This window comes from Castellaniella sp. MT123 (genome assembly GCF_039614765.1).
Lineage (GTDB): Bacteria > Pseudomonadota > Gammaproteobacteria > Burkholderiales > Burkholderiaceae_B > Castellaniella.
On sequence record NZ_CP154879.1, the window covers coordinates 3,152,956 to 3,165,404 of the forward strand.

Annotated in this window: 14 protein-coding genes and 1 tRNA gene; 12 read left to right on the forward strand and 3 right to left on the reverse strand. The window is 61.4% G+C overall.

Features of this window, described 5'->3' with window-relative positions:
• Nucleotides 1-43: 43 nt before the first annotated feature.
• Nucleotides 44-1,009, forward strand: a complete 966-nt coding sequence (locus ABCV34_RS14840; protein WP_345796986.1) for an EamA family transporter — start codon at nt 44-46, stop codon at nt 1,007-1,009.
• Nucleotides 1,010-1,075: 66 nt separating this feature from the next.
• Here the strand turns inward: ABCV34_RS14840 and ABCV34_RS14845 are convergent, their stop codons facing one another.
• Nucleotides 1,076-2,503, reverse strand: coding sequence for an L-serine ammonia-lyase (locus tag ABCV34_RS14845; protein WP_345796987.1), 1,428 nt, complete (start codon nt 2,501-2,503; stop codon nt 1,076-1,078).
• 213 nt (nt 2,504-2,716) lie between these two features.
• Here ABCV34_RS14845 and ABCV34_RS14850 point away from each other — a divergent pair, with 213 nt between their 5' ends.
• The 4 genes from ABCV34_RS14850 (at nt 2,717) to ABCV34_RS14865 (ending at nt 5,592) form a co-directional block, all read left to right on the forward strand.
• Nucleotides 2,717-3,709 (forward strand): helix-turn-helix domain-containing protein, encoded by a 993-nt coding sequence (locus ABCV34_RS14850; protein ID WP_345796988.1) that lies wholly within the window; start codon nt 2,717-2,719, stop codon nt 3,707-3,709.
• A gap of 44 nt (nt 3,710-3,753) precedes the next feature.
• Nucleotides 3,754-3,838 (forward strand) — tRNA-Leu (locus tag ABCV34_RS14855).
• A gap of 42 nt (nt 3,839-3,880) precedes the next feature.
• Nucleotides 3,881-4,549, forward strand: coding sequence for a DUF6088 family protein (locus ABCV34_RS14860; protein WP_345796989.1), 669 nt, complete (start codon nt 3,881-3,883; stop codon nt 4,547-4,549).
• Nucleotides 4,546-5,592, forward strand: a complete 1,047-nt coding sequence (locus ABCV34_RS14865) for a nucleotidyl transferase AbiEii/AbiGii toxin family protein (protein WP_345796990.1) — start codon at nt 4,546-4,548, stop codon at nt 5,590-5,592. The genes ABCV34_RS14860 and ABCV34_RS14865 overlap by 4 nt, the downstream gene beginning before the upstream one ends.
• 23 nt (nt 5,593-5,615) lie before the next feature.
• Here the strand turns inward: ABCV34_RS14865 and ABCV34_RS14870 are convergent, their stop codons facing one another.
• Both ABCV34_RS14870 and ABCV34_RS14875 read right to left on the reverse strand, forming a co-directional pair.
• Nucleotides 5,616-6,098 carry a DUF882 domain-containing protein gene (locus tag ABCV34_RS14870; protein WP_345798803.1) on the reverse strand — a complete coding sequence of 161 codons (483 nt, stop codon included), beginning with the start codon at nt 6,096-6,098 and terminating at the stop codon, nt 5,616-5,618.
• A gap of 137 nt (nt 6,099-6,235) precedes the next feature.
• On the reverse strand, nt 6,236-7,696 hold the full coding sequence (locus ABCV34_RS14875) for a L,D-transpeptidase family protein (RefSeq protein ID WP_345796991.1): 1,461 nt from the start codon (nt 7,694-7,696) through the stop codon (nt 6,236-6,238).
• A gap of 557 nt (nt 7,697-8,253) precedes the next feature.
• On the opposite strand from ABCV34_RS14875, the gene ABCV34_RS14880 reads away from it, so the two are divergent.
• The 7 genes from ABCV34_RS14880 to ABCV34_RS14910 are packed head-to-tail and all read left to right on the forward strand — an operon-like array spanning nt 8,254 to nt 12,441.
• Nucleotides 8,254-8,643, forward strand: coding sequence for a hypothetical protein (locus ABCV34_RS14880; RefSeq protein WP_345796992.1), 390 nt, complete (start codon nt 8,254-8,256; stop codon nt 8,641-8,643).
• Nucleotides 8,644-8,701: 58 nt separating this feature from the next.
• Complete coding sequence (locus tag ABCV34_RS14885) at nt 8,702-9,790, forward strand: methyltransferase (protein ID WP_345796993.1); 1,089 nt, start codon at nt 8,702-8,704, stop codon at nt 9,788-9,790.
• A gap of 10 nt (nt 9,791-9,800) precedes the next feature.
• On the forward strand, nt 9,801-10,535 hold the full coding sequence (locus tag ABCV34_RS14890; protein WP_345796994.1) for a beta-ketoacyl synthase chain length factor: 735 nt from the start codon (nt 9,801-9,803) through the stop codon (nt 10,533-10,535).
• Nucleotides 10,532-11,308 carry a lysophospholipid acyltransferase family protein gene (locus ABCV34_RS14895; protein ID WP_345796995.1) on the forward strand — a complete coding sequence of 259 codons (777 nt, stop codon included), beginning with the start codon at nt 10,532-10,534 and terminating at the stop codon, nt 11,306-11,308. The genes ABCV34_RS14890 and ABCV34_RS14895 overlap by 4 nt, the downstream gene beginning before the upstream one ends.
• A 10-nt stretch (nt 11,309-11,318) precedes the next feature.
• Nucleotides 11,319-11,576, forward strand: coding sequence for a phosphopantetheine-binding protein (locus tag ABCV34_RS14900; protein WP_345796996.1), 258 nt, complete (start codon nt 11,319-11,321; stop codon nt 11,574-11,576).
• Nucleotides 11,573-11,857, forward strand: a complete 285-nt coding sequence (locus tag ABCV34_RS14905; RefSeq protein WP_345796997.1) for an acyl carrier protein — start codon at nt 11,573-11,575, stop codon at nt 11,855-11,857. Before ABCV34_RS14900 ends, ABCV34_RS14905 begins: the two co-directional genes overlap by 4 nt.
• A gap of 5 nt (nt 11,858-11,862) precedes the next feature.
• Nucleotides 11,863-12,441 carry a hypothetical protein gene (locus ABCV34_RS14910; RefSeq protein WP_345796998.1) on the forward strand — a complete coding sequence of 193 codons (579 nt, stop codon included), beginning with the start codon at nt 11,863-11,865 and terminating at the stop codon, nt 12,439-12,441.
• Nucleotides 12,442-12,449 lie beyond the last annotated feature (8 nt).

Genomic DNA, 12,449 nt, shown 5'->3' on the forward strand with positions numbered 1-12,449 from the left:
TGCTGTGTCCAAAACCGTATCCAACGATAAGCCATTTTCACCCATGTCCCAAAATACCGTCTCCACGCCGTCGTACGCCGCACAGCAGGCTGGCGGGCGGACTGTGCCGACAGCCGATTCCGGGACACCGTCATCCGCCGCGGCGAAACACCGGAAGATCCATGGGGGCGGCCGTCCGCTGGCCGTCGGGCTGGCGGTGGCCGCCATGATCAGCGTCCAGACCGGGGTGTCGCTGGCGGTGCCTGTCATCCAGGATTATGGCCCGCTCAGTACATCCAGCCTGCGCTTGTGTTGGGCGGCCCTGGTACTGCTGATTTTCGTGCGCCCGCCTCTGCATCGCTTCAGTGTGGTCCAGTGGCGCGCGGCGCTGGTGCTGGGGGCTGGCATGGCGGTGATGACGCTGGCGTTCTTTCTGGCGATCGAACGCCTGCCCCAGCATTTGACGGTGGCGCTGGAATTCTGCGGACCATTGATGGTAGCCGCACTGGGGGTGCGGGGGTGGCGCGCCCTGGCCTGGCCGCTACTGGCGGCCGTGGGCATCCTGATGCTGGCCTGGGGCGATGCGCACGCCCAATCCGGTGCTGACCCGATCGGCATGGCCTTTGCCTTGCTGGCCGCGACCGGCTGGGGCGTCTACATCGTCATGATGAAGAAGGTCGGCCATGCGTTTCCGGGGCTGCAAGGGCTGGCGGTGTCCCTGCTGGTCGCTGCGCTGCTGTCGTTGCCGTTCGCGGTGGCCGAGAGCGGTCCCGCGCTGTTTCCCGGACGGCAGCTGGCGCTGACGGCCGGCCTGGCCGTGCTGGTGCCGCTGGTGCCCTACATCCTGGAAATCCAGGCGCTGCGCCGCCTTCCCGCGGCGGCGTTCGGCGTACTGATGAGCCTGGAACCCGCCATCGGTGCCCTGTCTGGCTGGATGATCCTGGGCCAGGGCATGGGTGCCGGCCAGATGCTGGGCGTGGGCCTGGTGGTGGCCGCCAGCGTCGGGGTGGTGCGGGCCGGACGCGATTAACGGGGTCCGGCCCGGCCCGGATCGCCCGTTACGGCGTCCAGGGCCTGCTGGCAGGTGCCGGCCTGGTCAGCATTCGACCACGTTCACCGCCAGGCCGCCACGCGACGTTTCCTTGTATTTGGACTTCATGTCGGCGCCGGTCTGGCGCATGGTCTCGATCACCATATCGAGCGTCACGTGGTGCTTGCCGTTGCCGTGCAGGGCCAGCCGCGAGGCGTTGATCGCCTTGTTGCCGCCCATGGCGTTGCGCTCGATGCAGGGGATCTGCACCAGGCCGCCGACCGGGTCGCAGGTCAGGCCAAGATTGTGTTCCATGCCGATCTCGGCGGCGTTCTCGACCTGGGCGACAGTGCCGCCCTGGACGGCCGTCAGCCCGGCGGCCGCCATCGAACAGGCGACGCCAACCTCGCCCTGGCAGCCAACCTCGGCCCCGGAGATCGACGCGTTTTCCTTGTACAGGAAGCCAATGGCTGCGGCGGTCAGCAGAAAGTCCACCACGCCGTCCTCGGACCAGTCGGGGATGAAGGTGCGGTAATAGCGCAGCACCGCCGGCAGCAGGCCGGAAGCCCCATTGGTGGGAGCGGTGACCACGCGCCCGCTGGCGGCGTTTTCCTCGTTGACCGCCATGGCGTACAGATTGACCCAATCCATGGCGAACATCACGTCATCCGCGTCGGCCGGGTAGGGCGCGCGGCTGGCGCCGGACGTGACGGTTTCGGACTTGCGCTGCAGTTCCTGGAACAGCGCGGGTGCTCTGCGCCGGACCTTCAGGCCGCCCGGCAGGACATCGCCATCGACTGATCCTTGCAGACCGCAGCCGCGGTCGATCGCATCGTCCATGATGCGGGCAATGCGCAGTACGCCGGCCCGTACCTCGGCCGCTGTGCGCAGCGTCGATTCATTGGCCATCATCAGCTGGGCGATCGTCAGGCCATGCCGTGCGCATTGGTCCATGAGTTCGGCTGCGTTGGCGAACGGGTAGGGCATGGGGTCGTGTTCCGGCACCGTCTCGTCCGTTTCGATGCTGTCCAGCGCCCGGATGAAGCCGCCGCCGATCGACACGTAGCGTTCATCCAGGAGGACGTCCCCCTGCGCGTTCAGGGCGATGAAGCGCATGCCGTTCGGGTGTTCCGGCAGCGGTTTCACGCGGCCGGAAAATGCGGTTTTCGGGTCGAAGGGGACCCCGTGCCGGCCCCAGATCGTCAACTGCCGATCCCGCGCGACGGCGCCAATCAGCGTTCCGATCGCGGCGGGGTCTACCGTGTCGGGGGCTTCGCCCATCAGCCCCAGCATGATGCCCATATCGGTGCGGTGACCCGCACCCGTTTCCGCCAGGGAACCGTACAGATGGATAGACAGGCTGGCGACCTGCGCCAGCAGCCCGCGGGCATCCAGGTTGCGGGCAAAGTTGCGGGCGGCGCGCATCGGCCCCACCGTATGGGAACTGGACGGGCCGATGCCGATTTTGAAGATGTCGAAGACTGACAGTGCCATGATTGTCCTTCTGTAAGCGGGTTTGGGATTGATGTCGATTCTAGTGATCTGGAGAAATCATGATTGAACCTAGGCGACATTAATAGGGTAGGTAAGCGACATAATTGCCCATGGATCTTTTTGGATAATTCGCTGACGTATTCAAGTCATGTCTTTATACGACATAAAAAGCCAGTAAAATGAACAAATACGACATAAAGAGAGTGGGGAAATATGTACACCAGTCCCGTTTCCGTAAGACTTGGCTTCGTGCTGTTGCCGCAGTTCGCCATGGGCGCCTTTGCCGCTTTCGCCGATCTGCTGGGCCTGCTGGACGCACAGACCGATGCGTCCGGGCCTTGCGCGTGGGAAGTCGTGGCCGATACGCTGATTCCCGTCCGTTCGGCCAGCGGCATCCAGGTCGTGCCGACCGATCTGCTGGGCGACCCTCTGCGTTTCGACTACGTCATCGTCGTCGGTGGGCCTCAGGTGCCTGCGGCGTCACCTGGGCCGCAGCTGCTGTCCTGGCTGCGCCAGGCCGCCCGGGAAGGCCGCCACCTGGTGGGCCTGTGCAATGCCGTGTTCGTGCTTGCCCAGGCGGGGGTCATGGCCAATCATCGGCTGTGTGTCGGCGGTGATCTATATCGCGACTTTGCCTGGCGGTACCCGGCGTTCGCCCCGGATCTGCTGGTCACGGATCGCCCCGCCGTGTTCGACCGGCGGCGGATCACCTGCGCCGGTGGCCCATCAGTGACAGACGTGGCTGTGCGGATTTTGCGCCGTCATCTGCCGGAAGCCGACATCGGGCGAGCCCTGCGCCGCCTGCAGATCGATCCCGGCGAGCCCCATGGACAGGTCCAGCCACCACCGCCGGACGTACCCGCCGACAGCCCGCCCGCCGTACGCCGCGCGGTGCTGTTGATCCAGCAATACGCCGGCCAGGCTCTGGGCCTGGACGACCTGGCCGGGCGCCTGGGCCTGTCGCCGCGCCAGCTGCAGCGCCTGTTTCGCCAGCATTTGGGTACCACCCCGCAGGCCCATGCCCGGATCGTGCGCCTGCGCCTGGTGGCCTGGATGCTGCGACAAACGGACAAGAGCATCGCCGCCATCGCGTCCGATTGCGGCTTCGCCGACGCCGCGCACATGGGGCGGTCGTTTCGGGCGCAGTACGGCATGTCCCCTGGCGCCTGGCGCCGGCAGACAGCAGTCCTGGAAAACACCGTATAATGGCGATCCATTTCCGGGGTGATCGCTCTGTCGCCCCGACCCTTGCCCGGGTGGTGAAATTGGTAGACGCAGGGGACTCAAAATCCCCCGCCGCAAGGCGTGCCGGTTCGATTCCGGCCCCGGGCACCATCAGCCCTTTTATATGTCCGAAAAATATGTCATTCTTCGGACATGAACAGCGCATTCCCAGGCTCCGACCTCAAATCCCAGATCATCAATCGGATCAAGTCCAACTCAGCTGAAGTCTGGACGCCAGGGGACTTTGTTGATCTTGGAAACCGTTCGGCTATCGACAAAACGCTGCAGCGCCTAGCCAATGCGGGCGAACTGCGTCGCATTGACCGTGGCCTTTATGACTTGCCACGCAAAAATACGCTGACCGGCCAGCTCACGACCCCCGACTATCGGGCAGTCATCAGGGCGGTTGCTCGCCGGGATCAGGCCCGTACCGTTGTGGACGGAATGACTGCCGCCAACGACTTGGGCTTCACGACGGCAGTACCAGCACGGATTGAAGTGTTGATTGATGCCCGACTCAAACCCATTAAGCTCGGCAGGCAGGAAATCCATTTCAAGTATGCAGCGCCCAGCCGTCTCTATTGGGCTGGCCGGCCAGCAATGCGCGTCGTTCAGGCCTTGTATTGGATGCAAGATATGTTGTCGGAGGACACCGAGCGTCAACGTATCGGGGCCAGCTTGCTACGTTTGCTCAACGACCCTCAACACGGCAAGGCAATCAAGGAGGATTTGCGCTTGGGGCTCTTCACACTGCCTATATGGATGCAAACGTTTTTGCGTGGACTGCTGATGTCGGCAGATTCTAACGAGGCAGGCACATGAGTACATCAGCGTATCAACAGATCATCAGTGCCTCGCCACAAGACAGGCAGGATCTGTTTCTCACGACAGCCAACCGATTGGGCACACCTATCGGCAATGTCGAAAAAGATTTCTGGGTCTGCTGGACACTGAACGCGCTGTATCACGAGCGGCCTGCTGCAGGGCCACGGCTGCTGTTCAAGGGCGGCACATCATTGTCGAAAGCCTATGACCTGATTCAGCGATTCTCCGAAGACATCGATGTCACGGTCTTCCGCGATGACTTGGATGCGGCCGCGTCAGTAGAAGAGTTGGAGGCGCTTTCAAGCAAGAAGCGCCGTGCCAGGCTTAATGCCATCCGTGACGCTTGCCGTGCCTACATCACTGGCCCACTGCGTGCTTTTCTCAGCGAGCAGATTGCCGATGCAACCCGCGGCACCGGTCGCATCGAGATCGATCCTGCAGATCCTGATGGCCAGACCCTGTTGGTCTGGTATCCCGAAGTTGAACCTCGGGATGGGGCTTATGTGAGACCTGCGGTACGAATCGAGTCCGGCGCGAAGTCAGCGCTTGACCCGAACAACTCTGTCACGATTCAACCCTACATCGCTGAGGAGGTACCAGGACTGGATCTGGCCGTTCACGATGTAACCACCATCGACGCCGCACGTACGTTCTGGGACAAGGTGGTGATTACCCACGGCTTGCGTCGCTGGTACGATCGACGAGGCATCCTCCGGCAAGAGGGGCAGCGCGTCTCGCGGCATTACTACGATCTGCATTGCCTGTTTGAATCAGAGCTCAGCAAGTCCGTAATCGAGAACTCTGAGCTAGGCGCTGACTGTGTTCGCCATGCGCGGATGTTTTTCGATCGCCCGGATTACGATCTTGCTTCGGCTACTGTCGGCAGCTTTGCCATCGCACCGTCTGACGCCATGATCGATGCACTCCGGCGTGACTACGCCAACACAATAGCCATGATCTTCGGTCCCGCGCCGGACTTCGATGAAGTCTTGGCATCCATGAGACAGATCGAGCAACGCATCAATCTCAGGCCCGTATGAGATGGGTAGTCGAGCGCTACGCGTCAGCCGCTCCAAGACCGAACCCTACCGGTGTCGACATGGACAAAGGCGCTGCCTGGGTAGTAGCCGACCCCGCCCGCCTTCAGTTCCAGGGCCGCATCGCGCAGCTCTGCAAGCGGAACACCGGGTATGCGCAGATCCACCGCCTTGCCAACCATGTGCAGGCTGCTTTTGGCCACGCCTCCGCCGCGCGTGGTGCGCAGGCGTTCGTTCGTCTGGGGTGCCCGGTAGCCGGAAATAATCTGGTAGGGGGCGCTGGCCCCCAAAGCGACGCGCACCGCGTGCATGATGTCGTAAACACCCGGGTCCATATGACCGACCAGGCCTGAATAATGATCACGCAAAAAGTGATTCAGATCGACCAGCGCCTGCGGCACATACCGGCTTCCCACTGCGTAGGTCAGGTCGATTTTTTCGTGCGTGTGGGTATGGTCCATGGCCAACTCGCGCATCGACGTCCCCACCGAAGTCGCCCTGGCGATCATGGGAAAAGCGCATAGCACGGTCGTGCCCGATGCCGCCGCAAGAAAACGTCGGCGCGCGGGGTTGGTCTTCAAATTCATGATTGCATTGTCATCATCGGCTGCGTCCTGCTGCGGGTAACGCCCCGTGCCCAACGGTTTCAGGGACTCGGCTGGGTGCCGTGCAACGCCTGCTTCAGGCGCGCATCCTGATGATATATATCGGGAAAAAAGTACACTTTACCATCGCTCCTCACGACGACGGTGCTGTAGGCGATCAGGACCGGGACAGGGTGATCCAGACGCAAGGTGCGCGACTGCCCGCTCTCCATGGCATCGACAATCCGTTGCTGGGTCCATTCCGGGTGGTTGTGCAGTACGAACTGCGCCAGCGCGACGGGTGTTTCAATGCGAATGCAGCCATGGCTGAAATCGCGACGTGCGCGTGAAAACAATTCTGGCGCGGACGTGTAGTGCAGGTAAATGTTCTGATCGTTCGGAAAGATGAACTTGATGTCGCCCATCGCATTGCGCGGCCCCGGTCTTTGGCGGATACGCCATTCGCCCCGCTGTACGGCATCGATCGCTTCGGGCGACAGGGCATTGACGACTTTTCCGTCGCCGGAGACGAACTCGAATCCCTGCTGCGCAAAATAGCCGGGATCGCGGCGCAGACGTGGAAGCGTTTCGCCAAGTGCAATCGAGCGCGGCACATTCCAGTACGGGCTGAACTCGATAAAGCGCATTTCCTCCAGGAAAATCGGCGTGCGTGTATCCAGCGCCTTGCCCACCACCACACGCATTTCCAGATCCAGCCTGATCTTGTTTTCCTGCAGCTCATAGGCCCGCAATATAAATTCGGGGATATTCACCACGATCATGCGGGGCGCATACAGCAAGGGGGTCCAGCGCAGACGTTCCAGGGTCAGCGCCATCTGCTCGACGCGCTGCGCCGGAGTCACATTCAGTTGTGCCAATGTCGCCGGGCCCAGCACACCGTCCGCCTCCAGACCATGCCGTTCCTGAAACTTGCGGACCCCTTCCACCAGGCCACCCTCGTAGGATTCGGTCGCCACCGCGGGCGCCGGAAGATCACCCAGGATTGCCAGGCGTTCGGCGATGACGGCAAGTCCTGCATAGGCCTGGCCGGGCCGTACAGAACGGGCCGGCAGTGGCGGCAGCGGCCTTTTCCAGGCCGCGGGATCACCTAAAGCTCGATAGGCATTCATGATCAGCCGGAGCGACTCGTACATCGGAACCCGAGGCGGAGCCTCGTTCAGGGCCTGCGCCAGACGACCCGATTGACGGGCCTGGAGCACATAGGCATGGGCGTCGAATCGATTCAGCGGCGGAGCCTTGAACCGATGCTTCAAAACCTCGGGGCTGAGACGGCCCTGGACCAGGTCGGCCAGGTAATGTTCGAGCGCGGAAGTCAGGTCGGTGTCCAGCTTTGCCAGCACCCCCGGGACGGGCGCCGTCTGCGATGCGCGCTCGAAGGCCTGTGCAAGTTCGGATGCGCGATAGTCCCGTGGCCGCAAGCCCTGGGACTGCGCATCAGCCAATACCGCCAGGGCGACCCGGGCGTCGTTGTTCGGCTGAGCGCCATCAAACCATGAAGGCATTGGCGCCGAGGACACAGCGGCTGAAAAAAATATCAGGGTACCAGCCAGCACAATCGAGAATACAGATTTCGTCATCTGGGCAGCCCTGGGGGATATATTGAAATACATGAATAGCGACTGATCACGTGAGCCGACGGTATTCGCATCCATAAAAATCGACCGTTGATTCCTTTTTTTCAGCTGCAGAGATCATTCGCCCGGTTGATGGCAGCGAACAGGATAGCAAGAAAGCCGATGTCCAAGAGCACATCGGGTCTGAGATATAGACGATTTCGGGTATGTGTCTAAAGATTGGGTATCCCTTGCGCGCGGCGTAGCCGGCATGGTCGGGTTCCCCTGAATCCGTTGCAGCGCCGCCAGCGCATGCACGCATATGCGGCTGTGATCCGCGCTTGACTCATGGCGAGCCGTATCCATCACGGCGGATACGATTGGTCGCGTTTTAACACGACATTTACTTGTTGGTACAATGCGCGGTCTCTACCATCGCGCACGCCGTGCGGCCAGCCCTGACAGCAGGGTACGCATGGCGTTTTCATGTCTCACAAGGGGGTTTCATGAATCGTTTTTATCGTGTTCTGGCTATCGTCGTCTGCGCATTGGGCCTGGTTGCCTGTCAGCAGACCGTGCCTCTGCAACAGACACAGATCACCACCATTCACGCAAGCAGTCTCACCGTGGTCAAAGACGCCATCATTCAGGGTGGACTTGATCGGCAGTGGATCATGAAGCAGGTGTCGCCGGGGATCATCGATGGAAAGCTGCTCACGCGGGATCATGAAGTGCAGGTACGCATCACCTACAGCACAAGCAGCTACGAGATCAATTATGTCAGCAGTCGTAACATGAAGGCTGCCAATGGCAAGATTCATCGCAAGTACGGTCAGTGGGTACGCAATCTGGATATCGACATCCAGCGCCGCCTCGCCTTGAGCAACTCCAACTGATATTTCGGATCGTGGTTGGGCAGCAGGCTTGGCGGCCGCAGGCCCACGCGACAAGTGCATGAATGATTCTTCGCATTACGGGTACGACGCCGACTCTTTAACGGCGCTCGAGGCGATCACCGAGGCCCAGAAAATTGCCTTTGCCCCGATGGTATTTCAGGCGGCCAGCAGCTTGTGCGAGCTGGGCATACTGGATTTTCTATCGAGCCGTCGCAGCCAGGGGGCTACCCAGGATGAAATCTGCGAGCAGTGCTCACTGGATCGCTACGCTGTCGGGGTGCTGCTGGATCTGGCACTCAGTGCCCGCATCCTGTATCGCCGGGACGACCAGTACTGTCTAGGCAAGATTGGCCACTTCCTGGTGCATGACCCCATGACCCGGGTCAACCTGCGCTTCACGCGGGATGTCTGTTATCAGGGGCTGGCCGAACTCACGACCTCTTTGCGCGAAGGGCGGCCAGCTGGTCTGTCCGGGTTTGGTGAAGGCACCACGATCTATCCCCTGCTCAGTCGTCTACCGCAGAAGGCCAGGGAAAGCTGGTTTGGCTTTGACCATTTCTATTCGGATGGCGCCTTCAAGGCTGCCTTGCCCAAGGTCTTCGCCCTGAAGCCCCGCCATGTCTATGATGTGGGTGGCAATACCGGCAAGTGGGCCCTGTGTTGTTGCGAGTACGATACGGATGTCCAGGTAACGATTCTGGACTTGCCTGAACAGATTGCTTTGGCAGGCGATAATGTTGCAGCCCATGGCATGGCCGAGCGCATCCATTTGCACGCGGTCGATCTGCTGCGCGAGGTTGATTTGCCAGGCGAAGCCGACGTCTGGTGGATGAGTCAGTTTCTGGACTGCTTCTCTGAAGCGCAGATTGTGTCCATCTTGCACAAGACCGCGGCTGCCATGCAACCGCAAGCGCGCCTGTGCATCATGGAGCTGTTCTGGGACCGCCAGCCCTACGAGGCTGGTGCATTCAGCCTGAATGCCTCGTCCCTTTATTTCACCTGCCTGGCCAATGGCACCAGCCGCTTTTATGGGGCCGAGCAGTTTATGAACCTCATCCGGCAGGCCGGACTCGAGCTCGAGTCGCAATTCAATGGTCTAGGGGTGGGGCACACATTGCTGGTGTGCCGCAAGGCAACCTCTCAGTAAGGAAATCGAGATGGGTGGTATTCACTTTCGTCTGTCGGGCTGGCACGCACGCGTGCCGTTGGCCGACTGCGCCGGGTGGCTGCCACAGTCGCAGGCGCTGTCTGACGATCTCGTGGATGCGGCGGCCCCCATGCGGCATCTGTCCATGATGGCAGCGAGGCGCCTGGGGGCGGGCGATCGGCTGGTGGTCGATGGCGTACTGAGCCTTCTGGCTAGCCAGAAGGCGGACGCGCTGGTCCTGTGCAGTCAGCATGGCGAGCTTGAACGCAATGACCGCATCCTGCAGGCGCTCGCTGCCATGAACCCGGTATCACCCACCGATTTCACCATGTCAGTTCATAACGCGGCGGCAGGCACCTGCACGATCGTCGCTGGCCAGCCGCTGGTCAGCGCTTCCTTGTCAGCCGGGGTCGACACCTTTCAGCAGGCGCTCTTCGAGGTGATGGGGTTCTTTCAGGCGGGCCACCAGCGGGTTTTGCTGGCCGACTTCGAGGGACGCATTCCCGATTTCTATCAGAAGCAGGTAGGGGTGAAGCTTGCCGTGGCGCCATACGCGGTGTGCCTGTTGCTGGCACCTGGCTCGGACTGGTCCTGTCAGCCTCAGCCGTCCGACGTGGCTGACCGTGTGGCAGTGGCTGGTGCTTTGCCTCAGAGTCTGCAATGGTTGCAGGCGCTGGTGCGGGAACGGCGCGATCATGATGTGCAGGGGCAGTCGCATTGCTGGCACTGGAGCCGTACGCAGTGACTATTTCGCAGGCTCTCGGCTGGTGCTGGCGCCTGGTCATGACCGGGTTCTGCTTTCTGATGTTTGGTCTGGGCGGCTTATTACTGACGCTGCTGCTGTCCGCCTTGCTGCTGCATCGTGGCACGCGTCGCCGTCAATGGGCCCGGCACCTGGTTTCCATGAGTTTTCGTTTTTTTCTCTGGGCCTCCGCGCGGCTGGGGGTACTTGAGTTTCGCCTGCGGGGGGCCGAGAAGCTGCGAGCAGACCGGGGCTGTCTGGTGGTGGCCAACCACCCCACCCTCATCGATTACGTCATGCTGGCCGCAATCGTGCCAACGCTTGATTGCGTGGTCAAGGCGGATGTGCTGTCCAATCCGTTTTTTAGCGGCGTCATTCGGGCCGCGGGCTATCTGGTCAACAACCGGGCCGACACCTTTCTGGAGGATTGCCGTGCGCGTCTGTTGCAAGGGGCCTGTATCCTGATTTTTCCGGAAGGCACGCGTACCCGACCAGGGGAGGGCCTCCGCTTGCAGCGCGGCGCGGCCCAGGTGGCCGTGCGCTGCCCAAGCGACGTACGCCTGGTTGCGATTCATTGCAGTGAAGCCATTCTGGCCAAGCATAGCCACTGGTACGATGTCCCAGCCCGCAAGCCTGTCTTCACTGTTTCTGTCGGCGAACGCCTGAATCCCGACACACTGTTTTCCGATACCCGACCCGAGCCCTCATTGGCGGCCCGCCAGCTGACGCGCGAGCTGACCGACCGCCTGACGCAGAGCCTCCAGGGTCTCTCCTAGAGATCGTTCCATGCAAGACCTGATCCAACAAATCAAGATACTCATCATCGAGACTCTGAACCTCGAAGGCATGTCCACCGACGATATCGATACGCAGGCGCCACTATTTGGGGACGGCCTGGGGCTTGATTCCATCGATGCGCTCGAGCTGGGGCTGGCCGTGAAGAATCGCTTCGGCGTTGTACTGACAGCCGAGGCGGAAGACACCCGCCGTCACTTTCGCTCGGTGGCGACTTTGGCCCAGTTTATCGAGGGGCAAGCAGCATGAACACCCTGACCACGCTGGATTCCGCTGCGCTTCTGGACGAAATTTCGACCTTGCTCGTGCAGCTATTCGACCTTGCGCCCGAACAGGTTACGCCTGAGGCTCGACTTTATGAAGATCTCGAGCTCGACAGTATCGATGCCGTGGACATGGTGGTTCACCTGCAGAAAAAAACAGGTCGCCGGGTGAGCCCGGAGGTCTTCAAATCGGTGCGCACGGTGCAGGATGTCGTGCAGGTCGTTCAGACCCTTTTGCAGGAAAATCCCGCCGCCGAGACCGCGTGAGGTCCATGATGCCCGTGCCGATTGCACTGGTGACTGGCGTTGTGCTGGCTGCTTGGCCCGTTCTGATCTGGCTGGGTATCACCCGAGGCCAGATGCGCTGGCTGGCACCGGTGCTAGGCCTGCTGTTGCTCGCGCGTCTATGGTCTTTGCGTGGTGCCGCTGCGGGGGCGTCGCCCTTGCGAGCCCTGATCCTGCCTGGTACGGCTGGTGGCGCTGCGTTGGTGCTGGCCAGTCTACTACTGCGTCAGCAGGGCCTGCTTCTGTATTATCCGGTGGTCGTTAATGCTGTGCTGCTGGCGGTGTTCGCTGTGTCGCTGTGGCATGGTCGGCCATTGATCGAGCGCATTGCCCGGATGCGTACACCCAATCTGCCCGCAGCCGCGGTGACATATACCCGCCGGGTCACACAGGTCTGGGTCGTCTTTTTTGCCCTGAATGCCGCAGTGGCATTGCAGAGCTGCCTCTCGAACGACCTCGACTGGTGGGCCCTGTGGAATGGTGGTATTGCCTATGGCCTGATGGGTGGGCTGATGGTGATCGAGTATGGCGTGCGTTACCGGATGATCCGGCGGGCGGGGATGTGATGGGGATA